This is a genomic window from Streptomyces sp. NPDC004609 (assembly GCF_042873655.1).
Taxonomy (GTDB): Bacteria; Actinomycetota; Actinomycetes; order Streptomycetales; family Streptomycetaceae; genus Streptomyces.
Window position 1 is genome coordinate 149,633 of sequence record NZ_JBIALS010000015.1, and the last position, 26,670, is coordinate 176,302.

Here is a 26,670-nt window from a genome sequence, read left to right on the forward strand (position 1 = left end):
TGTTTGGGGTCAAACGTATGGCGTGTTTCCCCGGACGGGCAAGCCTTGTGCGCGCTCTGTTCGCGGGCGCTGTTCCCGGGGTTGACGACAGGTGTCCGGCCATGTTGATTTGGATCCAAACGAATAAGGAGGCGCCGTGCCCCCGACCTATGGTTACTTCCACCCCAGGACGGCGACGGGCGACTCGTCGCTGATCCCCGCACCGCCGTGGCGCTACTCCGGGGACCTCCTCACGATCGAGTACCGCACCGACCCGGCGAGGGTGCGGGAACTGCTGCCCGAGCCGCTGGAGCCGGCCGGGGAAGACCCCGGAGCGGTCGCTCTCATCTGGGCGGACTGGCAGTCCTGCTCCGACTCGCGCGCGGAGCTGCTCGACCCGGTGCGTGCCCAGTACAAGGAGGCGTTCGTGGTGGTTCGCTGCGGCTTCCGGGGCCGGACGTACTCCCGTTGTGTCTACATCTGGGTCGACAAGGACTTCGCGATCGCCCGCGGGCTGCACCAGGGTTACCCGAAGAAGCTCGGCTCCATCCACCAGACCCGGCCCCATCCGTACGGCCCCGCCCCGCGGATCGAGCCCGGCGCGCGCTTCGGCGCGACGCTCGCTGCGGCGGACCGGCGGCTGGCGCAGGCCGTTGTCACCCTGCGGGAGCCCTCCGCGACCGGCGGCTTCGTCAACGGTCACCCCATGGCCCACCACCGTCGGCTCCCGTCCATCGAGAAGGGCCGGGGCCCGGCCCTCGACGAGCTCGTCGAGTCGGGCGCGGCACAGTTCGAGGCGGGGCAGGCATGGCGCGGTGACGCGGAGCTGGAGCTGTTCGCATCGCCGACGGAGGAGCTGGCCCGGCTGGAGATCCATGAGCCGATAGCCGCGTACTTCCGGCAGGTGGGTGTGGTCTGGGACGGCGGACGTGTGCTGGAGCGGTCGGGGGCGACGCGTGCGGCGCGGTGATCCGGGGCGGTGGGCGCGGGCCCTCGCGGGCCCCTGCCCCCGAATCCCCGGTCCGCAGTCGCCGGACGGACCGGATCGTGGCCACCGCCGGGCCCGCCCGGCACATGACTTCACCCCCCGGCACATGACTTCACCGAGGAGCGCCGCACCATGACCCCCAGGACCACCGTGGCGGGTGTGCCCGTCGACACCCGCCACTACATCGACGGGCAACGGATCGCCTCCGCCCGGACCTTCGCCGATGTCTCACCCGTCGACGGCCGCCCGCTCGGCGAGATCGCGCGCGGCACCGCCGCCGAGGCCGACGCGGCCGTGGCCGCGGCGACGGCCGCGTTCCCGGGCTGGGCCGCGACCGCGAGAGCCGAGCGCGCCCGGGTCCTGCGGGCGATCGCCGACGGCGTCGACAAGCGCCTGGAAGACCTCGCTCTCGTCGAGACACACGACAACGGCGCGCTCCTGCGCTCCCACCGCCGGGGTGTGATGCCCCGGGTCGCCCACAACTTCCGCTTCTTCGCGGACCGGCTGCTCTCCCTCGGCCAGGAGGACTTCACCACGCGGGGTCACACCAACCACGTGTCCTGGGACCCCGCCGGCCCCTGTGCGCTGATCACGCCCTGGAACGCACCCCTGATGCTCGCCACCTGGAAGATCGCCCCCGCGCTCGCCGCCGGCAACACCGTGGTGCTCAAGCCCGCCGAATGGTCCCCGCTGACCGCGTCGCTGCTCGCGGACGTCGCGGCCGGGGCCGGACTGCCTCCCGGCGTCCTGAACGTCGTCCAGGGGTACGGCTCCGAGGCGGGTGCCGCGCTGGCCGGGCATCCGGATGTGCGCCGGATCAGCTTCACCGGCTCGGTCGCCACGGCCCGTACGATCACCGCCGCGGCCGCGGCCCATCTCACCCCCACCAGCCTTGAACTGGGCGGAAAGTCCCCCCTGCTGGTCTTCGCCGACGCGGACCTCGATCTCGCCGTGGACCTGGCGGTCGAGCAGTACGACAACGCCGGACAGGTCTGCCTCGCGGCGACCCGCCTCCTCGTGGACGAACGGATCGCGCAGGAGTTCACACGCCGGTTCACCGAGCGGGCGGCCTCCCTCGTACAGGGCGATCCGCGCGAAGAGTCCACCGACATCGGCCCGGTCGTCCATGCCCGCCAGCTCGCGAGGATCGACGGATTCGTCCGGCGGGCCCTCGCGTCCGGGGCACGGGCGGTGATCGGCGGCGGGCCCCACACCGCTCTGGGCGGTCTGTACTACCGCCCCACCCTGCTCACCGATGTCGCCCAGGACAGCGAGATCGTGCAGGAGGAGGTCTTCGGGCCCGTACTGACGCTTCAGACCTTCCGTACGCAGGAGGAGGCGGTCGCCCTCGCCAACGACACCCGCTTCGGGCTCGCCGCCACCGTCGTCACCGGGGACCGTGAGCGCGCCGACCGGGTCACCGCACAGCTGGTGGCGGGCACGGTGTGGGTCAACTGCTTCTTCGTACGGGACCTCCGGGCGCCGTTCGGCGGCTCCCGCCTCTCCGGCGTCGGCCGCGAGGGCGGCACCTGGAGCTTCGACTTCTACTGCGACGTCAAGAACACCGTGACGGCGCCCGGGGGATGGCGGGACCATGGGTGAGATCACCGGCGCGGGACTGCTCTCGCACGTCCCGACCATCGTGCTCCCGGAGGCCGACCGGCGCGCGCTCAACGGCGGCCGTGAGATCACCCTCGTCACCGGTCTGCGGGAACTGCGCCGGGACGTCTTCGAACGGTCCGACTACGACACGGTCGTCGTCCTGGACTCGCACTGGGCCACCACGGTCGAGTTCGTCGTCACCGCCCACGGCCGCCGTGCCGGGCTGTTCACCTCCGAGGAACTCCCGCGCGGGATGCGGCGCATGCCGTACGATTTCCCCGGCGATCCCGAGCTCGCCCGCAACGTCGCCCGGTTCGCCGGGAAGCACGGCACCTGGATCACCGCGATCGACGACCCGTATCTGCCGATCCACTACGCCACGCTCAACCTGTGGAAGTTCCTCGGCGAGGGTCTGCCCGACCGGCGCTGGGTCAGCATCGGTGTCTGCCAGACCGGTGACCCGGAGGACCATCTTCGCCTCGGCCGCGCGCTCGCCGACGGGATCGCGGCGACCCCCGGCCGACGGGTGCTGCTGATCGCGTCCGGCGCGCTCTCCCACACCTTCTGGCCGCTGCGCGAGCTGCGCGACCACGAGTCCGGGGACCCCTCCCACGTCTTCACCGCCGAGGCCGCCGACGCCGACCACGAGCGCATCGCCTGGTTCACCGAGGGGCGTCACGGCGAAGTCCTGCGGACCGTGCCGGAGTTCGCCCGGTTCAGGCCCGAAGCCGGGTTCTCCCACTATCTGATGCTGGCCGGCGCGCTCGGCGAGGAGCGCTGTACGGCCAAGGGCCGCCAGTACGGGGAGTACGAGAACGCCATCGGCACCGGCCAGGCGCATCTGTGGTTCGACCGCCCGGCCACCGGCTGGACCGGGGCCGCGACCGGCACCCGGGCCGCTTCCCGGAATCAGGAGGGCTGACCGCCATGACCGAGTACCGCCGTGTCCTTCTCGACGGCGCCGTCGTCGAGACCGTCCGGGAGGGCGGCGAACTGGTCGCCCGCGACGGCCGCCGTGTTCCGGCCGAAGGGGCCACCCATCTGCCGCCCGTTCTCCCTTCCAAGATCATCGCGGTCCATCTCAACCACCGCAGCCGTGTGGACGAGTTCCGGATCGGGCTGCCGGACACCCCCACCTACTTCCACAAACCCGTCTCGTCGCTCAACGCGCACGGTGGCGCGATCGTCCGGCCCGAGGGCTGTCACTGGCTCAACTACGAGGGTGAGATCGCCGTTGTCATCGGCCGCACCTGCCGCAACATCGCACCGGAGGAAGCGGGTGAGTACATCGGCGGCTACACCCTCGCCAACGACTACGGCCTGCACGACTTCCGCGACACGGACGCCGGCTCCATGCTGCGCGTCAAGGGATCCGACACCCTCTGCCCGCTCGGCCCCGGACTGGTCACGGGCTGGGACTTCCGGGGCAAGCGGCTGCGTACGCTGGTCAACGGCGAGGTGGTCCAGGACGGTTCGACCGACGAGATGCAGTGGGACATGCACTATCTCGTCGCCGACATCGCCCGCACGATCACCCTCGTACCCGGTGATGTCCTGCTCTCCGGTACACCCGCCGGTTCACGGCCCGTACGGCCCGGGGACGTGGTGGAGGTGGAGGCGGAGGGACTCGGCAGGCTCAGAAACCACGTCGTCGCCGGCCTGGCGGGCATCCGTACGGATGTCGGCGCACAGCCCACCGCGTCGGAGGAGGTGCTCTCGACGGCGCTCGGCGGGGACTGGGAGTTCCGGGGGATACGCCCGCCGAGACGGTAGGGGCGGGGCCGAGGCCGGGGCGGGCCGGTCGGCGGTGACCGCGGGGCCGCTCCGGGGGCGGCCGCAGGGAACCCGTTGCCTCAGGCCGGTCGTCGCCGCCGGCCGGTCGGTCGGCGCGAGCGTGTTCCCGTAGCCCGTAGCCCGTAGCCCGCGGCGGGGGTCCGTCATCGTGAGCCCGTCGCCGCTCCTATCAGCGCGTCGAAGATCCGCTGCTGCGCGGGATCGTTGTGCGCGGTGTCCTCGGGGTGCCACTGGACGGCCGTCAGCCAGCCCTTCGCGCCGACGAGTTCCAGGGCCTCGGGGGTGCCGTCGGCGGCCCGGGCGGTGATGCGCAGCCCGTCGCCGAGCCGGTCGATCCGCTGGTGGTGGTAGCAGGACGCCTCCGCCTTCTCGCCGCCGACGATCCGGGAGATCCGGGAGCCGGGCCGCAGGGTCACCGGGTGGATCATCTGGCGGTGCTCCGCCCCGGGACCGCCCATGTCCTGGCAGAGCGACCCGCCGAGCACGGTGTTGAGGACCTGGAGCCCCCGGCAGACGGCGAGCAGGGGGATCCCCGAGCGCAGGGCCTGGCGGGTGACCTCGAAGTCGAAGCCGTCCTGCTCGTCGTTCATGTCGTACAGCCGCTCGTGCCGGTCGTCGTCGGCGGCGTAACGGTGCGGGGAGATGTCTCCGCCGCCCGGCAGCAGGACTCCGTCGAACCGGCTCAGCCGGGCGGCGACGTCGGCCGCGTACGCGAACCCCCCGGGGGCGTACGGGTGGATGGTGACGGGCTCGCCGCCCGCCCGCCACACCGCCTCGACGAGCGCGCGGGCGCTGACCTCGGCCGCGTACCGCAGGGCGGAGGCCGCGGCGGAGAAGCGGGCGGGTATCGCGATGAGGGGTCTCGGAAGGGTCACAGAGGATCCAAGTCGTGTTCGGTCACATGGTGTTCGGGACGGAGTGCTGCTCCAGGGCGCGGGAACCTTGTGGGTGTGGCGCGGTGGGTCCTCGGGGGATGGTCAGTCACCCCGGATATGATTTGAGGTCAAACGATAAACGGGAATCGTATGGTGTGACTCGATCGATGGGCAAGGGTTCCGCACGGTCTGCGGTGGCCGGGTCGTCGCGAAGAGGGCCGCGGACCCGGACACGCACCCGGACCTGGGTGCAAAACCCGGGCAAAAAGGCACGAACGCGAACCCGGACGCGGCACCCACACCAACACGGGCACGAACGCTGGCACGAACACGAACACGGGCACGGATCCGACCCGGGCGCACCGGAGCGCCGAGGCTATGACGCGCCCCCGGGGATCAGGTCGCCGGGCCCTGCCCGGACGCTGCCGGACCCGAGTTCTTCCTGCCCGACGGCCGTCGCCGTTCGGACGGCTCCTCCCGGGCACGCTTCCCGGTGTCCCGGGCGCGCCGCCCGCTGCGGCGGGGGACCGGGGGCTCGCCACCCAGCAGATCCGCGCGGCGCTCCTCGCCGTGTGTCTCGATCTGTACGACCACCTGCCGCAGCGCGTCCGCCGTCCGGCGGCACTCCTCGTCGGTGAGCCGTCCGGCGACGAAGTCCTCCTCCGCGTTGAACTCCGGGAACAGCCTCCCCATCAGCGCTTCGCCCTCGTCGGTGAGCGCCAGCAGTACCCGGCGCCCGTCGGAGGGGTGCTCCGTACGGCTGACCAGGCCACGGGACTCCAGCGTGCGGGCGACACCCGTCAGCGTGCCCTTGGAGATGCCCGCCTCCTCGGCAACCAGACGCGTCTCCATCTCGCCCCAGATCCAGACGACCCACAGCACCACGAAACCGGTCCAGGTCAGATCGGAGCCGCGCAGTACGGAGTTCTCCACGTGCTGGCGCACGGCCGCCGCCGCGCGGTGGATGTTGCCCACCATGGCCATCTGGTCGTGCCTGATCGGGGTGTCTCCCAGTTTTGCCCGGATCATTCGCTCCGTCTCGGCAATGGGTCGCTGAGCAGGCACGAACCCTCCTCTGACTGAAGACCGACCATATCGTTCGGGTTCAAATCATAGGTGTCTCCCGTTGGTGGCGGCCGGAGGGCGGCCGGTGGGCCGGAGGAGGGGCCGGTCCCGCCGGTGCGGGCCGGATTCGCCGGGGCGGGTGAATGCCGCCTCGGTGGAGTGCGGATTCCGTCGGGTGGAGGCGTGGACGGATGGGCGTCTCCGGCCGGTTGCGGCGAGGGCCGGCACGGGTCCCGCGGCCGGGCGGGGCGTGGAAGTGCCCCCGATCCGGTGGAGTCCAGAGCGTTCGGGCCCGGTGCGAGCCGAACCCGGCCCATCCGGACGGGGGGAGTCCGAATGGGCCGGGACCGGGTGGTCACCGGAGCCTGCCGGACCGAGTGAGGACCGCAGGCGCCGGAACCGGCTGGGTGCGGCAGGCGGAACGTGCCGTACCGCACGGGGCGGGTACGGACGCGAGTCGGTGCCGACGCAGGTGAGCGCGGCGCCACCCAGTACGGATGAGGCACGCGCGACCGGGTACGGATGAGGGCGGGACCGGACGCGGGCCGGTGCCGATGCGGCGCTCAGGCCCGGCGAGGTGTCACCAGCCGTGCCGCACGCGCCTCCTTCTCCGCCTCCTGCCACAATCGGCGCAGCATCCGCGCCCGCTCGGCGGGCCGCATCCGCGAGATCGCGATCTCGGCGCAGGCGACGCCGTCGGTCCACGGCATCGTCACCACGGCCCGCTGCCGCGGAACGGCCGACAGCGCGGCCGACTGCTGCACGGTCTGCCGGAGCCGGGAGTCGGCGGCCCGGGTCTCCCCGGTCCTGGACTCGGAGGCGGCGGCCCGCGCGTCGGCCCGCTGCTTCTGCTGCTGCGGGCTGAGCCGGGAGAGATTGCGCACATGGACGACCTTCCGGCGCCCCGCGAGCAGATCGGCCTGGAGCTCGGGACCGAGTTCCAGTACGGAGAGCTTGGAGGAGATCGTCGACTGGGCGATGCCGAGGCGCTTGGCCGCCTTGTTCTGAGAGCCGTAGAACTCGACGAGCTTCTTCAGCGCGTGGGCCTGTTCCAGGGGGTTCATGTCATCACGATGGACATTGGCGACAAACGCGGCTTCGAGCAGTGAGCGGTCGGTGGAGACCAGCGCGTCGTCCACACTCACGCGGACATGGGTGAGACCGGCGAGCCGGGCGGCTTCGAGACGGCGGTGACCGTCGACAACGATGTAGCGCGCCTGCGGATCGAGCTCGACCGCGCGCCCCGGCCGCTCCCGTACATAGGCTTCGACGGAGGCGACGGTGATGGCGTTGACAAGGCCGATCTCTCGGATGCTGGTGGTCAGCGGCTGGAGGTCTCTCAGCGCCTCGCGCGGGTTGTCCGGATTCTGGCCGATCCAGGCCAGCGGGAGCGCGGACGGCTGCAGGGCGCCGGCTTCGGCGTGAAAGCGAGTGCGGTCGATCCGGTCGTCGATCTTGGACATCTCGGAGGACATGCTGATGGACACCTTCCTCTTGCCTGCCGCCCGAGCCCCCCGTGTTGAGCCCGAGCAGGCTGGCAAAGTCCCAGAAATCACCGGCCACGGGCTGGCCAAGTACTTGCCAGACGCTTGCCATGGAGCCGGGTGATTGCGGAGGATTCACCGCATGACCGGTGGGGGAATGCGGTTTCGTGTCCTGGGGGGCCTGGAGTGGCTGTCCCATGGGGGTTCCCTACGGATCGGGCGTCGTCGCGAGCGCTTGCTGCTCGGCCTGCTGCTCCTCGACATCGGCCGGGTGGTTCCCGCTCACCGGCTGATCGATCTGCTCTGGGACGAGGGGCATCCGCCCACGAGTGCGCGCGGCAGCCTCCAGGTGCATGTCTCGCGGCTGCGCGGGCGCTTTCTGGAGGAGGGGGCCGAGCAGCACGGCTTCGCCCTGCTCAAAGGCAGTGACGGATACATGGTCGACGGCGATCCGTGCGCCGTCGACCTGCACAGATTCCGTACGTCGCTCCAGCGGGCGGAACGCACGGACAGCCATGCCGAGAGGCTGCGCGTGCTGGAACTCGCCCTTGCCGACTGGGGCGGTCCCGTGCTGGCCGGTACCGCGTCGGACGGCCTGGTCCGCCGCCTCGGAACCGGATTCGACGAGTCGTATCTCTCCGCCATCACCCAGCGCGCCGAGGCGCGGCTCGCCCTCGGCCAGCGCGAACTCGTCCTGGAGGAGCTCGCCCGCGCCACGGCGGAACACCCGCTCCACGAACGCCTCGCCATGCTCCGCATGATCGCTCTCTACCGCGCCGACCACCGCGGAGAGGCGCTGGAGGTCTACAGCGAGACCCGTGCCCGCCTGGCGGAGGACCTGGGCCTCGACCCGGGCGCGGACCTGCGGCGCGTACAGAACATGATCCTGCACGCCGATCCCCGGCTGCTGGACGACGCCGTCGTGCCGGGGACCGAGCGAGGCCGGGCGCCGGCCGGGCGCAGGCCCGGCGCGGTCCACGGGCTGCGGCACGACCGCGACCTGTGGCCGGAGCCGGAATGGCCCGAATCGGACCGGCCGGTTTCGGCCACGCGCCCCCGCCCTGATCCGCGTCCCGAGTCGGAGCAGCCGCCGGATCCCGGGCGCACATCACCCGCGGCCCGCGCGGGGGCGGGCACCGGCACGGCGACGGACCGCGGCGCGCAGGGGGGCGGGACTTCCGGCGCGCGGGACACACTCCTTTCGGTAAGCGCTTCCCCGAAGGGCGTGCCCGGCCCCGTTCCGGGCCGTCCCGAGGCCGAGTCCGTACAGCGCCAGTCCAGAACCGGTGCGTTCATCGGCCGGGCACAGGAACTGGAACAGCTCACCGCGCTCGCCGCCGAGGCCCGCGGCGGCTCCGGCGTCCTGATGATCGTGGGACCCGCGGGCAGCGGGAAGACCGCGCTCGCGCTCCAGTGGTGCCGGGGTTCCGAGGACGCCTTCGGCGACGGCCAGCTCTTCCTCGACCTGCGCGGACACAGCCATGAGACCCCGATGAAGCCCGGGGAAGCGCTGTCCGGGCTGCTGCGCGCGCTCGGCGTCCCGTACCAGGACATCCCGCGTGACCCGGCCGACATGGCGGAGCTGTACCAGCGCACCCTGGCCGACCGCCGGGTCCTCATCGTCCTCGACAACGCCGAATCGGCCGACCAGGTACGCCAGTTGCTGCCGTACGACTCCGGCTGCCTCGCCCTGGTGACCAGCCGCAACCGCCTCGGCTCGCTGATCGTGTCGCACGGCGCGTCCATGCTGCCGCTGCGCCCGCTGGCCTCCGGCGACGCCGAGGACCTGGTCCGCAGCGTGGTCGGCGCGCGCCGGTCCCTCGCCGAGCCCGAGGCGCTGGCCGACCTCGTCGCCATCTGCGGCCGCAGCCCCCTCTCGCTGCGGATCGCGGCGGCGAATCTCGCACTCCACCCCGACAGCCGGATAGCCGACCACGTCCGGGAGCTGCGGTCCGGCAATCCGCTGGAGAGCCTGACGGTCGCGGGGGACCCCGACTCGGCCGTACGCAGAGCCTTCGAGCTGTCCTACCGGCGGCTCGAACCGGAGGAGAGGGACGCCTTCCGGACGCTGGGCCTGCTGCCGGGGCCCGCGACGACAGTGGCCGCCGTCGCGGCGCTGCTGGGGCGTTCGGTCGCCTCCGCCGTCCATGTGCTCGACCGTCTCTTCGCCGAGCACCTGGTGGAGCGCGTCGGCCAGGACCGGCTGCGGCTCCACGACCTCATCTGGTGGTACGCACGGCTGCTGGCGGACGCCGCGGAACCCGCCCCCGCCCACCGGGACGCCCGACGGCGGCTGCTGAGCTGGTACGCGGACTCGGCGGACGACGCGGCCCGCTGTCTGTATCCGCAGATCCTGCGGCTGGACGTCGAGCCGGTGGATGCGCAGGCGCGCCCCGCCAGGTTCGACGATCCGCAGGTCGCCGCGGACTGGTTCGACGCCGAGCACACCCATCTCGTCCGGCTGATCGTGACCGAGTCGGAGGCCCAGCAGCAGGCAGGGCAGCCGGCGGGGGCGGAGCCGCGACCGGAGGAACGGGCCGGGGAGCCGGCCGGGGAACGGGCGGGGACGCGCGCGGAAGGACAGCGGCCGGAGGGCGGTGCCGACGGCGCCGGAGCCGCCTCCGGCGCCCGTAGTGCCCCCGTATCGTGTACGACTTCCGGTCCGGGACCCGTTTCCCCTCCGGGCCCGGAGAACGGGACCGGCGGCGAGCCGAACCCGACCGTCTGGATACTCGCGGACACCCTCCGCGGCTACTACTGGCTCCGCCACAACACCGACAACTGGACGACCGTGGCCTCCGTCGCGCTGCGGGCCGCGCATCACGCCGGTGATTTCCGGGGCCAGGCCGCCGCCCACCAGAGTCTGGGGCTCGTCAGCTTCACCATGGGCGATCTGGAGCGGAGCCGGAGCCACTTCCAGCAGGCCATCCAGCTGGCGCGGCGGGCGGGCTGGGGTGCCTGCGAGTCGGTCGCCCTGTCCAATCTGGGCGGTGTCTCCTCCGACCTCGGACTGCTGAGCGAGGCGGCCGAGTACTACGACCGGGCCATCAGGCTCGACCGCAGGCTGCGCCGGACACCGTCCCAGACGCTGCTGGGACTGGGTGAGGTACTCCACGGCATGGGCCGCCTCCGGGAAGCGGAACGGCTGTGCAGGCGCGCGCTCGCGCTCTCCCACCAGCTCTCCGCGCCCGACAGCATCTCCCAGGTCAGCTGCACCCTGGCCACGATCTCCCTCGACCTCGGAGAACTGGTCGAGGCACAGGACCTGGCCACCACCGCCCGCCGGGGCTTCGAGGCCATCGGCAATCTCGCGGGCGAGGCCCAGGTGCACAGCGTCATCGCCATGATCGGCGCGGAGGCGGGCGACGGCCACGGCGCGCTGCGGGCCGCGCTGAGCGCGTGCCGGCTCAGCCGGAGATCGGGCCGGCCGCACCTCGGGCTGGACGCCATGATCGCCATGGGACACGCCCGCTACCAACTCGGCCAGTACGAGCGGGCCTTCGAGCACTTCCGTATCGCCCGCCGGACCGCCGAGGAGATCGGCCATCTCAAGGGCCGCATCATGGCCCTGCTCGGCCTCGGCGTCTGCGCGGTCAGGGGCCGCAGACCGCTGGAGGGGCTGTGTTACGCCGCCGACGCGCTGACGCTCGCTCAAGAGTCCCAGCTACGGCTCCAGGAGGGCAGGTCGCAGGCCGTCATCGCACTGGCGCAGGCCGCCTGCGGCGACCCGGAGGCGGCGGAGCGTGCCGGGCGGCTGGCCGAGGACATCTACGCCGACACCGGATACCGGCCGCTGCACTCGCCGTTCGGCCGTCCGATGGAGGGTCTGCATCCCGCTGACGGATATGTCGAGTTGTCGCTTCCCTGAGGGTATTTCGTACGGATCTCGCCGTGCTCTCCCCGGCCGGCGGAAGACCCCTGCCACCGGGCCACCGGAGCCGGGTGCCGGTCGCGCCGTGCTCCGGGGCGCGCCGGGAGAACGGGCAGAGGGCCCGTAGCGGAAGGAACCGGACCGAGAGCCCGGTGGCCGATACGTGCGCGGCCCACCCGTGTCGCTGTTGGGCCGAACGGGTGAGGAGCGCCAGGATGGACGTATGAGTAGGTACGAGAGGTACGACGTCACCGACGAGCAGTGGGAGGGCCTGGCGCAGGTCGTCCCGTTGCGCGGCCGCGACGAGTGGCCGTCGAGGGTCGACCACCGCACCGTCCCCCAGGACTACGCGGCCGCCGAACAACGCCGATTTGTCGTTCTGAGGGTGCAGGTCTTCGCCGACGCGCGCGAGGTCGCCGAGTACCTCATCGCCCAGATCCCGGTGCTGCTCGATCTCACGAGCGCGGACGGCGATGTGGCCAAGCGCATCCTGGACTTCAGCAGCGGTGTCGTCTTCGGTCTCGGCAGCGGGATGCACCGGGTGGACCGGAATGTGTTCCTCCTGGCGCCGGCCGGAACGGAGGTCGAGGGGATCGCCGCGGCGACGGGCACCTTCCAGCGCCCCGTTCCCCGTAACTGAGGCTTCGCGACCGGGGCTTCCCACCATCCCGTCGCCCGTTCGTAGGAAGCTCTCCGAGGCGGAACGGTTCGGCGGCGCCGGTGCTGCGTACCGTCCGGATCATGGACAAGGACTCTCCGGCGGGCGGTGTGCGCGGCACCCGCCCCACGGTCACCGAATTACGGCTCTCCGCGTTCCGGAACCACCGCGGCGCGGCCTTCCCCCTCACTCCGCTGACGCTGTTCGCCGGTACCAGCGGCAGTGGCAAGTCGAGCGCGCTCCAGGCGTACGAGGCCCTGGCGCGGCTGGCCGCGGGCGACGGGCTCCGGGACGCCTTCCCCGAACCGGAAGCCTGCGTTCCGGAGTGGGCGGGCGCGGACGCCGAGGGGCGGCGGGGATTCAGGATCGGCTGTACGGTCGACGGCCCGGCCGGTCCCGTACGCCTCGATCTCGCCGTACAGGCGGAACCCGGCCTCCGTATCGTGGGCGAACGGCTCACCTGCGGCGGCCGCACCCTGCTGACGACGGCGCTGCGCGACCCGGGGCGCTCCTCGGTCCAGGCCGCCTGGCTCACGGCCGGATCGGTCTCCGTGACCCGCGCGCCCCTGCCCGACGACCGGCTCGGCACGGCGCTGTTGCCGCTGCGCGTGGCGGGCAGGACGGAGGGCCAGCTGCTGGTCCTCGCGGCGGCCGAGCAACTCGTCGTGGGGCTCCGTTCGGTCTTCGCCTGCGACCCCCAGCCGCGCGGGATGCGGCGTCCGGTGGTCCCGGGCGACGGCCGGCTGCACGGCAGTTGCGACAACCTCGCCGAGGTGCTGTACCGCACCCGGCACCAGTGCGCCAGACGCCATGCCCGGCTGACCGCCGCGGCGCGCACCGGGTGCTCCGGCGAGGTCGCCGAACTGACCGTCGAGGAACTGGCCGACGGGACGTTACGGGGGCTGCTCGGCCGGGACGGCGGGCGCGGGACGCCCCTGGCGCGGCTCGGCGAGGGCGAGTTGAGGTTTCTGGGGCTCGCGCTGGTCCTGCTCACCGGGCCGGGGGTGCTCGCGATGGACCCGGCCACGGAGGTGCCCGCCGCCTATCAGTCGCTGACCGTCCTCGCGGACGGCTTCGACCGGTGCCTCGACCCGGGGCAGGCGCGGGAACTGGTCCTACTGGCCGCGGAGATGGCGGCCCGGGGGCATGTACGGCTGGTGGGTGCCGTCTCCGACGCTTCATTCGCGCGGGGGGTGAACGGGGTGACGGTGGTAGACCTGGTGCCGTGACACATGAGAGCGGTCGTCCCCGAGGCGACGGACCGGACGTGGCCGGACTCCAGCGCAGACTGGCGGAGTTCGCGGAGGCGCGGGGCTGGGGGCCGTACCACACCCCCAAGAATCTGGCGGTCGCCCTGAGCGTGGAGGCGGCCGAACTGGTCGAGATCTTCCAGTGGCTGACGCCGGAGCAGTCGGCACGGGTGATGGACGAGGAGGAGTCGGCGCACCGCGTACGGGACGAGGTGGCGGATGTGCTGGCGTATCTGCTGCAGTTCTGCGAGGTGCTCGGGGTGGACCCGCTGGCCGCGCTCTCCGCCAAGATCGACCGGAACGAGATCCGGTTTCCGGCGCCGTGAGATCCGGCTACGGAGGGGGGAGTTCACCGCCCGGAGGGGTGGGCGCACCCTCCGGCGCGCGGGCGGATTCACGATCCGTCCGCGATCCGTCCGCCATCGGTCTGCGGTCAGTCCGCGTCGGTCTGCGGTCGGTTCGCCGGCGGTTCGTTCGTGGTTCTCGCCGGTTCGGTGCCGGCTTGCGATCCGGTGGTTCCGGCGGGCGGTCCTATCGATCATGGTTTTGTCACTCTCCGGAGTCATCAACTTATCCACAACCGGCTTGCTGTCCATAGATTTCCGAATTCCCCTGGTGTTTGGGCTCAATGAGCTTCACGCTGGGTAATGAACTAGTGGGCAGTACGTCGTACGAACGGGGGCGCGTACATGGACGCGGAACGACTCATTGACATGAGCCGGCACGCTTTGGCGCAGAGCCGCGCGGTGCCGGACGTCGTGGCGGAGGCATGGCAGGGCCAGGCCCTCGCACAGGCGGTCGGCGGATGGCTGGCTGTGCATGGACCGTTGGAACTGAGGGGTGACGCGCGGGGGCTCGGCGAGATCGGAGGCCAGGGCCTGGGGTCGCTCGATCACCCGGGCGTGCGCGGCAGCGGGATCAGGGCCTCGCTGCTGTCCGGTGTCGCGGACCCGCGCGGGGCGCTGACCCGGCTGGGAGCGCTGCTGGGTGATGTCGGGATCGCCCTCGTCGGGGTGGCGTGTGCGACCGACGAGGAGGGGCTGTACTGGCAGTGCATCGAGGCGATGGACGCGGCCGACGAGTCGAACGACCGGGTGCGGGCGATGCTGCGCAGACTCGCGGCGAAGGATCTGGCGGCGCGCGATGCGGGAAGACGCCCGGGCACCATCAGGGAGAGAGCGGGGCCCGTCCGGGAGGGGCCGGCGGGTGACGGGCGGGTGCGGGACGGGTCGGGCCCGCCCGGAGGTGCCGCCGGGCAGAGTGCCGGGTGGAGCGCCGCCCGGGGGCCGGGCGGCGGCCCTCCTCGGGACGGTGCGCGCTCCCGGGGTGAGACCGGCGCCTCCGGTGAGTCGTCGGGCCCGGCGCGGGACGGCCTGGGTCCGGCGCGGGACGGCTCCGGTCCCGCGCGGGAGGACGGCCCTTCCGCCACGGAGCGGCCCGACGCTTCCGAGGCGTCGTATGTGCCCCGGCCGCCGCCCCGGCCCGGTGGCCCCGGGGAGCTTCCCGGCACCGGCGGTCCGGGTCCCGGCGGCCCCCGACTCCGTTCCGGGGCCGTTCCCGGCACGGGCGGTCCGGGCGGCCCCCCGGCAGGCAGAGGTCCGGCGGAGGTCCCGGACGCGGTGGACTCGGCGGCGGGTCCATCGTGAACGGGTCCTCGTCGGCAGGGGGGCCGCCCGGGGTGCCCTGCCGAGGCCCCCAGGCGGCCCCCTGCCCCCGGGCCGGTCCGGCGGCGGTGTGGCCCCGCGACCGGGGCAGCGGGTGAAGCGTCCGGTGACCGAAGTCCTTGCCGTCTGGCTCCGGGGCCGGTTCTCGGCGCGCCGTTCCGTGCGGCGGGCGGGGCTCGGCCCTCGGGCCGGGCCGGGTACCTGTGATGCGGGTCGGTGGCGAGGGAACCGGGTCCCGTGGCGGAAGTCCCGGCCGGCCCTGGCACCGGTGCGGGCGCGCGACCCTCCTCGCGACGCCCCTACGGGCACCGGCCGGAAGGGCGGTGGTGGCGGTCGCCAGGGGCGGGTGGCGCGGGGCCACGGTTTCATCCGACCGAGCCGGTGGGGGCCTGGCCGGGGTGGCGGGGTCGGGTGGTGTCCGAGGGTGCAGGATGGACGCATGGATCTGCGAATTTTCACCGAGCCCCAGCAAGGGGCGAGCTACGACACCCTACTGACCGTTGCCAAGGCCACCGAGGACCTCGGGTTCGACGCCTTCTTCCGCTCGGACCACTATCTGGCGATGGGGAGCGCCGACGGGCTGCCCGGGCCGACCGACGCCTGGATCACCCTGGCGGGGCTGGCCCGGGAGACCCGGCGGATCCGCCTCGGCACGCTGATGACGGCGGGCACCTTCCGGCTGCCGGGAGTGCTGGCCATCCAGGTCGCCCAGGTCGACCAGATGTCGGGCGGCCGGGTCGAGCTGGGGATCGGCGCCGGATGGTTCGAGGAGGAGCACAGGGCATACGGCATCCCGTTCCCCAAGGAGAAGTTCGCCCGGCTGGAGGAGCAACTGGCGATCGTCACCGGGCTGTGGGCCACGGAGCCCGGCAAGACGTTCTCGTACGACGGCACGCACTACCGGCTGACCGACTCGCCCGCGCTTGCCAAGCCGGTCGACGGCAAGGTGCCGGTGCTGATCGGCGGGCACGGGGCCACCCGCACCCCGAGGCTGGCCGCGCAGTACGCGGACGAGTTCAACATCCCGTTCGCCTCGGTCGAGGACAGCGAGCGGCAGTTCGGCCGGGTGAAGGCGGCGGCCGAGACCGCCGGGCGGGCGCCGGACGACCTCGTGTACTCGAACGCCCTGGTCGTCTGCGTGGGCAGGGACGACGCCGAGGTGGCCCGCCGGGCCGCCGCCATCGGACGGGAGGTGGACGAGCTCAAGGCGAACGGGCTGGCGGGTTCGCCCGCCGAGGTCGTCGACAAGATCGGCCGGTACGGGGCGATCGGCGCCTCCCGGATCTATCTCCAGGTCCTGGATCTGCACGACCTGGACCATCTGGAGCTGATCTCGGCCCAGGTCCAGTCACAGCTGGGCTGATCCGGTGCGCCCCGCCCGTACGCTCGCCGCGGCTCTCGCCGAGGGCACGGTCGTGCTCGACGGGGGCATCTCCAACCAACTGGAGGCCCAGGGGTGCGATCTGTCCGACGGCCTCTGGTCGGCACGCCTCCTCGCCGACGGCCCCGGACAGATCGAGGCGGCGCACCGGGCCTATGTGCGGGCGGGGGCGCGGGTGCTCATCACCGCCTCCTATCAGGCGACCTTCGAGGGGTTCGCCCGGCGGGGTATGGGGCGGGAGGCGACCGCCGGGCTGCTGGCCCGCAGTGTGCGCCTGGCGAGGAAGGCCGGTGAGACGACGGAGGAGGAGGTGTGGGTCGCGGCCTCGGTGGGGCCGTACGGCGCGATGCTGGCCGACGGCAGCGAGTACCGCGGCCGGTACGGGCTGTCGGGGCGCGAGCTGGAGCGCTTCCACCGGCCCAGGATCGAGGCGCTGGCCGCGGCCGGACCCGATGTGCTCGCACTGGAGACGGTGCCGGACGCGGACGAGGCGGAGGCGCTGCTGAGGGCGGCCGAGGGCTGTGGAGTGCCCGTGTGGCTCTCGTACACCGTCAGCGGCGGGCGCACCCGTGCGGGGCAGGATCTCGCGGCGGCCTTCGGGCTCGTGTCGGGGCTCGACCAGGTGATCGCCGTGGGCGTGAACTGCTGTGAGTCGCACGAGGTCCGGCAGGCCGTGGAGTCGGCCGCGCGGGCCGGCGGCAAGCCCATGGTCGTCTATCCGAACAGCGGAGACGTGTGGGACGCCGGAGCGCGGGCGTGGCGAGGCCGGCCCACCTTCGACCCGGCCTCCGATCCCGCGCGGATACGGGACTGGATGGCGGCCGGGGCCCGGCTGGTCGGAGGCTGCTGCCGGGTCGGCCCCGCGGCCATCGGCGAGCTGGCCGCGCTCACCGCGGCCGCCGGGGACGCGCCCGGCGGCCGGACGGCCCTCCCGACCCGTCAGACGGAGCAGACCCGGGGCTTCTAGCCCGGAATCAGGGAGCAGACAACTCGCGGGTGGCTTCCGGCTGTTCGTGGCCGCCGTCCGCTCCCCGGGGCGGGACGCGCTTTCCCGCTACGGGCTGGGATGTCTGCTCGCCGAGCGCGGCGGGCTCGATGGCGGAGCGCTGCCGATGGCCCCCAGGGCCTCTGCCGGTGTCAAGGGCACGACGGTGCGGCTGGACTCGGCTAAGGCGAGCGGCCTGGTGGCCGCGAGGCTCCGGGGTGGCCGGGAGTTCGCGGGCCGACAGTGTCGTCTGGCCTGATCTTCAACCTGTGCGGCCGGCCCCGGGTCCCCGGCACGCGGGCCGGGACGCGCGGCACCGGACGCGGTCCGAGCGCTCGCCCCACACCAGGATCATCACGGCATGAGGCGAGACACGGACCTCAGTCCTCAGACACCGCCCCTGTGCCACCTGGCAACGGCGGAGGCCGTCGCCGTCGGGGGCATGGAACATGAGTGACGGGATTGGTGTTCTGCGGCATCGCCGGCTCAGGCGTTCCGGGCAGTCGGCTCCGGCTCCGGCTCGGGCGGAGTGGCGTCCTACGCCGGGGGGCCGGTGAGATCCGGATGGTCGGGAGTCAGGTACTGGCCGGAGAGATGGTCGGCGGTACCCGCTGCCAGGAGCAGTGCACCGCGGGTGCTCAGGTCGGTGTGCGTGGTCCGGCCGGCGGCGTGCTCGCGCAGGTACCAGCGTTGGATCCGCTCCTCCCAGGTGTTGCGCTCGGGCGTACCGTTCATCTGGTTCGCCGCCATCCCGATGGTGAGCAGGCCCGGGTGGTACGCGAAGACGGGCACACCGTGGGGGCGCAGTTCCGCAGCCAGGTTGTCGGCGAGTTTGATGACCGCGGCCTTCGATACCGAGTAGGCCGACATGTGGGGCCAGCGGTGCCGGCCGGCATGGCTGACGATGGCCACGATCCGGCCTTTGTTTTCGATCAGCTGCGGCGTGAAGGCGTGGCAGGTGAGGAAGGTGCCGCGCAGGTTCGTCTCCTGTACGGACCACCACTGGGCGGGGTCGTTCTCCCAGGCGGGACCGACCGGCCCGTCCGTGCCGGCATTGGCCACGAGGACATCCACTCCTCCCCAGTCGACCCGTAGTCGCTCGGCCAGGTCGTGCAGTGCCTTGTGGTCGGTGATGTCCACCGAGGAGGTGTGCAGTTCGCCGCGTGAGGCGAGTTCCGCGTCGGTCTCGGCCAGCGCCGTTCGGTCGCGGCCGGTGACGACGACTCTGGCGCCGTGGTCAAGGAAGGTCCCGGCCAGGGCCCGGCCCAGGCCTCGCGAGCCGCCGGTGATCAGTGCAGTCCGTCCGGCGAGGGCGGGCGGGACCGCGGCGCCGGCGTGTGAGGGAGCCGCGGAGGGGACGGCCAGGCGGCGCAGCGGTTTGCCGGATGCGGTGCGCTCGATCCTGGGGACCTGTGTGATCTGGCGGGGCTTCTTGTAGGCGGCCAGCCGGGACCCGACGTACTCCTTGAGCTCTTCGGCCAGGTCCGGGGTGAGCCGGGTCCCGGATGCCAGGGCCACGCAGGCCACCGGGAGCTGCCCGGCGCGCGTGTCGGGCACCGGTGCCAGGACCGCGTCCACGACGGCCGGGTGGTCGCACAGTACCGCTTCCACCTCACTGGGAGAGACCTGGTGCCCGTTGTACTTGATGAGGTCCTTGAGCCGGTCGACGACGTAGAGGCAGCCGTCCTCGTCCACCCGTACCAGGTCGCCGGTGGCCAGCCAGCCGTCGGCGTCGGTGATCTGAACCAGCCGGCCGTCCGCGCCGAGGTAGTTCTGTGCCACCTGTGGTCCGCGGAGCAGCAGTTCGCCCACACGCTCCGGCCGGCCGTCCTGCCCGGCTTCGCCGTGATCGTGGCCTTGACCGTGATGGCTCGCGCCGGCACTGCGGGGTGGCACCACGCGGTACTCGGTACCCGGCACCGGATGGCCGCTGGAGCCGGGGCGGCGGATCGCGTCACGCCGGGTGACGTGGCAGACGTTCACCTCGGTGAGCCCATACGCGGCGTCGACGCGTGTACCGAGCGCCTGCTCGCAGCGGGCCGCGGTCTCAGCCGGCAGGGGGGAACCGCCGCTGAGGATCTGCTGCAGACTGCACAGTTCCCAGTGGCCCGAGGAGGCTTGTTCGGCGAGGTCGTGGACCATCGGCGGGGCGGCGTGCAGCAGGGTGATGCCGTACTCGCCCACCGCGCGCAGGACCGCGGTGGCGTCCCAGCGCGGCAGCAGCACCACGCTCGCGCCGGACATGAGTGCGTGATTGAGGATGTACTGCATGCCGAACAGGTGGCTGAAGGGCAGCGCTCCGAGCAGTACGTCGTCGGGGCGTAGCGGCTGTGCCGCGGACAGCTGGGTGAGACCCGCCACCGCGTTGCGGTGGGTGACGGTGACGGGTTTGGGGCTCCCGGTGGTGCCCGAGGACCAGGGCAGCAGCGCGAGGTCGGTGGACGCGGGGACCCGACCTGCGGTTGCCGCCTCTTGGTCGTTGTTCTTTCTGCCCTGTTCCGGGGGGACGGTGAGCTGCGTGCCAGGGCCGGCGAACAGTCGGCGGGCGCCGATCACCGCGCTGTGCCGGGTGAGCTCGGGGGCGGGCGTGCGGTGACTCACGGGGCTGACCACCGCACCCGCGGCGAGCAGCCCGAGCAATCCGGCCACGAAGTCGACGCTGTTGGGCAGACTGAGCAGAACGCGATCGCCAGGGGTTCCCTCGTCAGCGCGGAATGTGTGCGCTACAGCCAGGGCACGTTGTCGCACCTCACGGTGGCTCCAGTGCTCACCGGTGGCCGCGTCGATCAGAGCGGTCCGGGCCTCGGCGCCGGGCGGCATGCTCAGCAGCAGCTCGGCGAGCGTGATGTCGGGGATCTGGAAGGGCTGTGCGGTGGGTACGTTGGACACTGCGGGCTCCTGGCCGGGTGGTTGGGCGGGACGGCACGGCACGGTTCGCTGAAAGCAGGCGGTCAGACGCGGGTGGACAGAGTGCCGGTGAGCTCGGCGCAGGGACGGGCCGGTTGGCGTACCGCCTGGAGCAGGCTGCCGTCCAGCGGCAGGCTGTCCACCGAGATCAGGTCGAATCCGGCCGCGGTCAGCAACTCCCCGTACTCCTCGGCGGTACGCTCCCGGCCGCCCGCGTTGCACAGCATGTGCAGGTCCCAGGACACTGCCAGTGCGGGCTGGGTGCCTGTCGGCAGAAGGCGTTCCACGACCAGGAGCCGGCTGCCCGGGCGCATGCTCGTTGCGCAGTGGCGAAGAATGGTCAGGCACCGTTCGTCGTCCCAGTCGTGCAGCACGCGGGAGACCAGGTAGATGTCGCCACCGGCCGGAACTGCCTCGGTGAAGTCGCCGGCCACCAGCTCGCAGCGGTCGGCCACACCGGTTGTGTCCAGGTGGACACGGGCCCGATCCAGCACGTGTGCCCGTTCCAGGAGGACACCGCTCAGCCAGGGTGCGTGGTTCAGCAACCGGCTGAGCAGCTCGCCCTTGCCACCGGCGATGTCCACTACCAGGCGGGCGTCGCGGAGGTCGACCAGCTCAGGGACGGGAGCGAACATCGGTGCGCCGGCAGCCATCGCCGTGTCGAACAGCTCGGCCAGGTCCGGGTGTTCGGCGAGATAGTCGAAGTGTCCCTTTCCGAAACGCTTCACAAAGCCTTCCTGTCCGGTGCGGACGGCGTGTGCCAGCTCGGCGAAGGACTGGTAGAAGAGCCCCCCGTACAACAGGGCGAGTGGGTGCAGCGAGTGCTCGGCTCGTCGCCTCAGCGGTTCGCCGACCGGGGTGAGCGCCCAGGTGTCGTTATCGGAGGCGACCACCCCCGCTGCGGCGAGGTAACGCAGCAAACGGGTCAGCGCATCGGGGTTGACGGCGGACTCCTCGGCCAGCTTGCCGGCGCTTGCGGGCAGACGGTCGGGCAGCCCCAGCTCGGCAGCGACCGCGATCGCCTGAGTGGTCCAGGCTCCGGTCATCAGTTCCAGCAGCCGCTTCGCCGGTCCGTCCGCGGCATCCGCCACGTGCGTCCCCGGGTACCGGCCAGGAACCCGGAGCTCCAGTCGGTGGTGATCTGCAAGGACGGCGCCGGTGCTGCGGAAATACAGCACGGTGCAGTCCTCCAGGGCGTTGTAGCCACCGCCGTCGTGCGTCAGCCCGCCCTGGTCGGTCAGCAGCGCGCACAAGCCGGCCAGGACGACGGCGTCCCGGCCGTCGACCTCCAGGGCGAGGTGCGCTTCGTTGTGCTCGATCCGCTCGCGCTCGGCGATCCGCCTCCGAGGTGAACCGGGCGGCACAGGCAGGACGAAGAGCTCCACCGTCTTGGCACGGTGCCCGCCCGACGGGAGGTGTACGTGCACGATGGCCACGTCCAGTTCGGCGGCGGGCACGCGGTAACGCGCGGCGAGACGGTCCCGGACGACCACGCTGGGCACGGGGTCGTCGACTGCCAGTCCCGCCTGCCGCAGGCTCGCCACAAGGCCCTCGCTCGAAGCGGGGAAGACCAAGGCGCCCGCGTGGACCAGGGTGCAGTGAGTTGCCACCGCGGCCCGCTGCTCTCCGGTGAGCCCGGGCAGCAGGCCGGCGAGAACGGCACCGGTGTCGTTGTGCTGCATAAGATCCAGTGCCTTGTCGAAGGCCGCCTGATCAGGTTGGCTGAGCTCGGCCACCGAGCCGTCTCGGACTGCCATGTGAAACTCCGTATGTGCTGCGTCGGCTGGGAAGGGCGCCAACGGCCGGCCGGGCGCTTCCCCAAGCCGGCTGCGCTGACCGCGAAGGCCGTGACGTTGGCTCGGGGGCGGTCGCGCCACTCAGCCGCCCGGACTGTTGTCTGATTGGCCTGTCGATCCCCGGATCTGCGGCTGGCCAGGCCACTTCGTCGTAGGAGCGAGCCACTTCGTCGTAGGAGGAGGACCCGATGCCGCCGGTGATCGTGCGCCGCGGCCCGGTCTCCGGCGCGCCGATCGGGAGCACGGTAGAGGCGGCGGCCGCGCCGTCGTCGGCGGCTGCGGGAGCGGACAGGGGGAGCGGGGGGCCAGGGCCATGGTGGCGGCCATGCGCGTCAGAGAGATCAGCACGGGATGTGGTGTAGCAGCCGCCCTTGCCCGGACAGGGGGCTGATGAGGTCCCGTCACCCGATCGCGGCGGCGAATCACCTGAAGAAACGCCACGCCGGTCAACCACCGGAACAGGCCCCGCGCGTCCAGCGGCCCGGTACCCGCTGCACGGTGGGCCCGGCGTCCCGTCCCCGTGCCGTCGCGGTCGGTGCGCCGGCGTCGCGGGGCGGGGATGCCGGGTCACCGGATCGGGTGGATTCGTGCGGGCGGTGTCCGGACCGCTGCCGTGACCGGCCGGCTGGATCCTGCCGGGAAGAAAGGTATCTGCACCTGGTCCGCATGCCGGGCCTGTCCGTTCAGGACGCAGCAGGGCGGTCCGCGCACCTATGCGACGTTACGTCATGACAAAAGTGCCTTGAGTGACGCTCGGTGATGTCGCCGGCGACGGTATTTTTCTGGAGGATTCATGGCAAAGACGCGTACCCGGCTGGCCGTGCTGGGGTCCGCTGCGGCTCTCGCCGCAGGGGCCCTCGTGCCCGCGCAGCTCGCCGCCGCACCCCCGGCCGGGGCTGCGGCCGCTTACGAATGGGTCGCGCTGGGCGACTCCTACACCGCCGGGGTCATTCCGGCGGCGGGCGACACCTTCGAGGTTCCCAGGGACGGGTGCGAGCGCACGGACCAGTCCTACCCCCAGGTCATCGACCGCGACTTCGGCTCGCTGATCGAACTGACCAACGTCAGCTGCGGCGCGGCCACCATCGAGGACATCACCTCCAACCCCCAGGAGCCGATCGGCCGCCACCTGCCGCCCTTCTCCGAGGACCCGGACTACCCGTTCCCCCCGGTACCGCCCCAGTCCGAGGCGGTAGGCCCCGGTACCGACGTGGTCACCGTCGGCGCGGGCGGGAACACGCTCGGGTTCGGCCAGATCCTCCTGACCTGCCTGCAACTGGGCAGCGGCAGCGGCGGTGTGGGAACACCGTGCCGGGACGCCCTGGCTGACGACATCCCCGGCAGGCTGGCCAAGGTGGGTACGGACTACGACGCCATGCTGAACACCCTCCACGAGCGTGCCCCGCACGCAAAGGTCGTCACCGTCGGCTACCCCACCGTCATCCCCGAGGACACCTCCAAGTGCCGCTACAACGACTGGGAGCAGTTCGCGTCGATCACCCCAGGAGACCTGGACTGGCTCCGCAACGACGTCCTGGAACCGCTCAACACCGCCGTTGAGAAGGCGGCCGGCCGACGTGGGGACACCTTCGTCGACCTCTACGACTCCTCCCGAAACCACAGCGTCTGCGACGCGGGCAAGTGGGTGGAAGGCATCTTCACGGCCTTCCCGGACCAGGCGGCCTTCGTCCACCCCAACGCCAAGGGCCACAGGAACGCCGCCGATCACGTCGCCGCGGCGATCCTGAACGCCGTCGGAGTCAACTGAACCGCAACCCGGCGGAGCCTCGCGGGAGGTGTGACACCAGGACGACGGACGCCGCGCCGGGCCTCTGGAAGAGGTACGGCTTCCTCCACGTGGACATCTCCCGCTGACGATGTCCTCCGCCCTGTACGAGTGAGCCTGGACCGACTCGGTCCGGGCTCACTCGTACATCCGTTCCCTCCTGCGGCGTGGTGAACACCCGCGGAGCCGAAGGGGTGGTGACGGTGAAGTGGCGGACCGCCGGTTCGGAGCCCGGGGAGCCGTTGTGGGGCCACGGCCCGCACTCGCCCCGCTCCCGTTGTGTCCGCGTGGCCGATTCGGAACCGGGCCGACTGCCACGAGACCGTACGTCAACGGGACATACCTCCATGGGGCGCCCGCCCGCACCCGCGGCCGGATCCCGTCGATCACCCTCCGCTGCCGCACCGCCGACCTGCCCGGGCAACAACGGCTCCAGCACGGACCGCTGCTCGTCACAGAGATCCTCCAGCCCCACACCGAGATCACCGCGGCGCAGGGCGAAGAGCGGAGCCGACGGTGACAACACGGCGCTAGCGGGTGGTGACCTGGTGGTCGTCCTTGAGGCGGGTGAGGAAGAAGGCCCGGACGTCCTCGGTGAGCAGCTCGGGCACCTCCATCGCGGCGAAGTGGCCGCCGCGCTCGAATTCCGACCAGTGCCTGATGTCGTACAGCCTCTCGGCCAGCGGTCGCACCGGCTGCGTGATGTCGTGCGCGAACACCGCCACGCCGACCGGTACCCGGCACGGCTCGGTCCGCCGCGGAGCATCGTGGTGCAGCCGCGCCGAGGAGGCCGCGGTGGCGGTCAGCCAGTACAGCGAGATGTCGGTGAGCATCCGATCGTCACTGATCGGCGAGCGAGGGTCCGTCCACTGCGCGAAGCGCTCGGCGATCCAGGCCAGCTGGCCGACCGGCGAGTCGGTCAGCGCGTAACCGATGGTCTGCGGGGTGAGGGCCTGCAGCGCCTGATATGGCGGGCGATTCGCCATCAGCTGCTTGATCCTGTCCAGCCGGGCTTCATCGGTTGCGGACAGTTCGACGTCGGCGTCCGGGGCCGGCGGGGTCGGCATGTAGTTGACGTGCACCCCGACGACCTGCTCGGGTGCCACCGCGCCGAGCGCCGTTGAGATGCCCGAGCCGAAGTCGCCGCCCTGGGCGCCGTAGCGCTCGTACCCGAGACGGCGCATGAGCTCGGCCCAGGCCCGCGCGATTCGGACGATGTCCCAGCCGCGCTCGTGGGTCGACCCGGAGAAGCCGTAACCCGGGATGGACGGGATCACCAGGTGGAAGTCGCGCGACAGCGGTTCGATCACGTCGAGGAACTCCAGGAACGAACCGGGCCAGCCGTGGGTGAGGATCAGGGCGAGCACGTCCGGTTTCGAAGACCGGACGTGGACGAAATGGATGTTCTGGCCGTCGATCTCGGTGGTGAAGTGCGGCAGCTCGTTGAGCTCGGCTTCGTGCGCGCGCCAGTCGTAGCCGGTGCGCCAGTATTCGGCCAGTTCCTTGAGCCGCGCCAGCGGGAAGCCGTAGTCCCATCCGGCGTCGGCGACCTCGTTGGGCCAGCGGGTGCGCGAGAGCCGGTCGGTCAGGTCGTCGAGGTCGGCCTGGGGGACATCGATGCTGAACGGCTTGATCATGATCTCAACTCCAGGGGGATTCATTTGGCACCCAAAGATTTGGACGACTAACGTTTGCTCGCCAAACGATACATGCAATTATTGGTGAAGCCAACGATTCGTTAGACTTGCCGTATGGAGAACCCGTCCAAGGAGACGCCCGCCGGCTGGGAGGGCCTGCCCAGCTGGCTGCTCACCCAGACCGCCAACCACGCGCACCGCCTGGTGGCCGACGGGTTCTCATCCGTCGGCGCCCGCGGCTACCACTACCGCCTGCTGGCGACGCTGGAGGCGTTCGGCCCGGCCAGCCAGGCCGAGCTGGGCCGCCGTAGTCGCATCCACGTCAGCGACATGGTCGCGACGATCAACGAGCTCGCCGATGGCAACCTGGTCGAGCGCGCCCTGGACCCCTCCGATCGGCGGCGCAACATCATCTCGCTGACCGCCGCCGGCAAGCGGCGGCTGCGGCGACTGGAGAAGCCGCTGGCCGAATCCCAGGAGGAACTGCTGGCTCCGCTGTCACCCGAGGATCGACAGCGATTGACGGAGCTGCTGTCCAGGCTGCTGGACTACCACAACCGGCGAACCGGCACCCCCGAAGGGCCGTGGCGCTGACGGGGGGCGCGCCCAGGAGTTCCCCGAATGCCGCGGCGTGGCGGGCGGGCTCGCCTTGTCTGTCCGCCGGCCCGGCGCCTGGGGCCTGACCGGCCGGTTCGCCGGTGATCGATGCCGGTGGTGGTCGTCGACGCGGCGTGCCTCCAGGCACGTCCAGCGTGCCATCACGTCTTCCGGCGGCCACTCCTGACGTGCGCCCGCCTCTTGCCGTCGACCCTTCGGGCGCTCACCCGATCGGCCCGATGAGGCGCCTCGGCGAACTAGGGCGTGTATCGAAAGTCCCGCCTGGCCTGCGACGCCCAGCACGCACACTCGCTGCGTTGTCGGAATCGCCCAAGTACGTCCAGTACGAGG

17 protein-coding genes and 2 pseudogenes are annotated in these 26,670 nt (G+C 71.8%); 13 read left to right on the forward strand and 6 right to left on the reverse strand.

The genetic code is table 11. From position 1 onward, the window contains the following. The first annotated feature begins 136 nt into the window (after positions 1-136). The 4 genes from ACFYT4_RS17375 to ACFYT4_RS17390 all read left to right on the forward strand — a co-directional run bounded on the left by ACFYT4_RS17375 (position 137) and on the right by ACFYT4_RS17390 (position 4,342). On the forward strand, positions 137-949 hold the full coding sequence (locus tag ACFYT4_RS17375) for an acetoacetate decarboxylase family protein (RefSeq protein WP_389269244.1): 813 nt from the start codon (positions 137-139) through the stop codon (positions 947-949). 150 nt (positions 950-1,099) lie between these two features. After that, positions 1,100-2,569 (forward strand): aldehyde dehydrogenase, encoded by a 1,470-nt coding sequence (locus tag ACFYT4_RS17380; RefSeq protein WP_389269246.1) that lies wholly within the window; start codon positions 1,100-1,102, stop codon positions 2,567-2,569. Next, on the forward strand, positions 2,562-3,491 hold the full coding sequence (locus tag ACFYT4_RS17385) for a 3,4-dihydroxyphenylacetate 2,3-dioxygenase (protein ID WP_389269248.1): 930 nt from the start codon (positions 2,562-2,564) through the stop codon (positions 3,489-3,491). The genes ACFYT4_RS17380 and ACFYT4_RS17385 overlap by 8 nt, the downstream gene beginning before the upstream one ends. Positions 3,492-3,496: 5 nt before the next feature. Beyond that, on the forward strand, positions 3,497-4,342 hold the full coding sequence (locus tag ACFYT4_RS17390; RefSeq protein WP_389269250.1) for a fumarylacetoacetate hydrolase family protein: 846 nt from the start codon (positions 3,497-3,499) through the stop codon (positions 4,340-4,342). A 164-nt stretch (positions 4,343-4,506) separates the two neighbouring features. Here the strand turns inward: ACFYT4_RS17390 and ACFYT4_RS17395 are convergent, their stop codons facing one another. The 3 genes and pseudogenes from ACFYT4_RS17395 to ACFYT4_RS17405 form a co-directional block, all read right to left on the reverse strand. After that, entirely contained in the window at positions 4,507-5,238 is a 732-nt protein-coding gene (locus ACFYT4_RS17395) for a gamma-glutamyl-gamma-aminobutyrate hydrolase family protein (RefSeq protein WP_389269252.1), read from the reverse strand. Positions 5,239-5,736: 498 nt separating this feature from the next. Next, positions 5,737-6,303 (reverse strand): annotated as a pseudogene (locus tag ACFYT4_RS17400) (MarR family winged helix-turn-helix transcriptional regulator); the annotation flags it as partial. A gap of 563 nt (positions 6,304-6,866) precedes the next feature. Further along, positions 6,867-7,778 carry a ParB/RepB/Spo0J family partition protein gene (locus ACFYT4_RS17405; RefSeq protein ID WP_389269254.1) on the reverse strand — a complete coding sequence of 304 codons (912 nt, stop codon included), beginning with the start codon at positions 7,776-7,778 and terminating at the stop codon, positions 6,867-6,869. 151 nt (positions 7,779-7,929) lie between these two features. On the opposite strand from ACFYT4_RS17405, the gene ACFYT4_RS17410 reads away from it, so the two are divergent. The 7 genes and pseudogenes from ACFYT4_RS17410 (at position 7,930) to mmuM (ending at position 17,578) form a co-directional block, all read left to right on the forward strand. Next, the gene (locus ACFYT4_RS17410; RefSeq protein ID WP_389269256.1) at positions 7,930-11,655 is read left to right on the forward strand and encodes a BTAD domain-containing putative transcriptional regulator; all 3,726 of its coding nucleotides are present in this window, start codon (positions 7,930-7,932) and stop codon (positions 11,653-11,655) included. 226 nt (positions 11,656-11,881) lie between these two features. Then, positions 11,882-12,298: a cell division protein SepF gene (locus ACFYT4_RS17415; protein ID WP_389269258.1), complete on the forward strand. Its 417-nt coding sequence runs from the start codon at positions 11,882-11,884 to the stop codon at positions 12,296-12,298. Positions 12,299-12,399: 101 nt separating this feature from the next. Then, positions 12,400-13,545, forward strand: coding sequence for an AAA family ATPase (locus tag ACFYT4_RS17420; protein ID WP_389269260.1), 1,146 nt, complete (start codon positions 12,400-12,402; stop codon positions 13,543-13,545). Beyond that, entirely contained in the window at positions 13,542-13,892 is a 351-nt protein-coding gene (locus tag ACFYT4_RS17425; protein WP_389269262.1) for a nucleotide pyrophosphohydrolase, read from the forward strand. Before ACFYT4_RS17420 ends, ACFYT4_RS17425 begins: the two co-directional genes overlap by 4 nt. Positions 13,893-14,255: 363 nt before the next feature. Further along, positions 14,256-14,822, forward strand: a pseudogene (locus ACFYT4_RS17430) (DUF6099 family protein); the annotation flags it as partial. 847 nt (positions 14,823-15,669) lie between these two features. Then, positions 15,670-16,593 carry an LLM class F420-dependent oxidoreductase gene (locus ACFYT4_RS17435; RefSeq protein ID WP_389269264.1) on the forward strand — a complete coding sequence of 308 codons (924 nt, stop codon included), beginning with the start codon at positions 15,670-15,672 and terminating at the stop codon, positions 16,591-16,593. A gap of 4 nt (positions 16,594-16,597) precedes the next feature. Continuing rightward, on the forward strand, positions 16,598-17,578 hold the full coding sequence (gene mmuM / locus ACFYT4_RS17440) for a homocysteine S-methyltransferase (RefSeq protein ID WP_389269266.1): 981 nt from the start codon (positions 16,598-16,600) through the stop codon (positions 17,576-17,578). Positions 17,579-18,133: 555 nt separating this feature from the next. On the opposite strand, the gene ACFYT4_RS17445 is transcribed toward mmuM, so the two are convergent. Both ACFYT4_RS17445 and ACFYT4_RS17450 read right to left on the reverse strand, forming a co-directional pair. After that, on the reverse strand, positions 18,134-20,485 hold the full coding sequence (locus ACFYT4_RS17445; protein WP_389269268.1) for an SDR family NAD(P)-dependent oxidoreductase: 2,352 nt from the start codon (positions 20,483-20,485) through the stop codon (positions 18,134-18,136). A 62-nt stretch (positions 20,486-20,547) separates the two neighbouring features. Beyond that, a complete protein-coding gene (locus ACFYT4_RS17450) occupies positions 20,548-22,260 on the reverse strand; it encodes a methyltransferase (RefSeq protein WP_389269270.1) in 1,713 nt (570 codons plus the stop codon). 832 nt (positions 22,261-23,092) lie between these two features. On the opposite strand from ACFYT4_RS17450, the gene ACFYT4_RS17455 reads away from it, so the two are divergent. Then, entirely contained in the window at positions 23,093-24,067 is a 975-nt protein-coding gene (locus ACFYT4_RS17455; protein WP_389269272.1) for an SGNH/GDSL hydrolase family protein, read from the forward strand. A gap of 548 nt (positions 24,068-24,615) precedes the next feature. Here the strand turns inward: ACFYT4_RS17455 and ACFYT4_RS17460 are convergent. Then, the gene (locus tag ACFYT4_RS17460; protein WP_389269274.1) at positions 24,616-25,722 is read right to left on the reverse strand and encodes an epoxide hydrolase family protein; all 1,107 of its coding nucleotides are present in this window, start codon (positions 25,720-25,722) and stop codon (positions 24,616-24,618) included. A gap of 114 nt (positions 25,723-25,836) precedes the next feature. Between ACFYT4_RS17460 and ACFYT4_RS17465 the strand changes: the two genes are divergently transcribed. Continuing rightward, a complete protein-coding gene (locus tag ACFYT4_RS17465; RefSeq protein ID WP_389269276.1) occupies positions 25,837-26,316 on the forward strand; it encodes a MarR family winged helix-turn-helix transcriptional regulator in 480 nt (159 codons plus the stop codon). Positions 26,317-26,670: the final 354 nt, after the last annotated feature.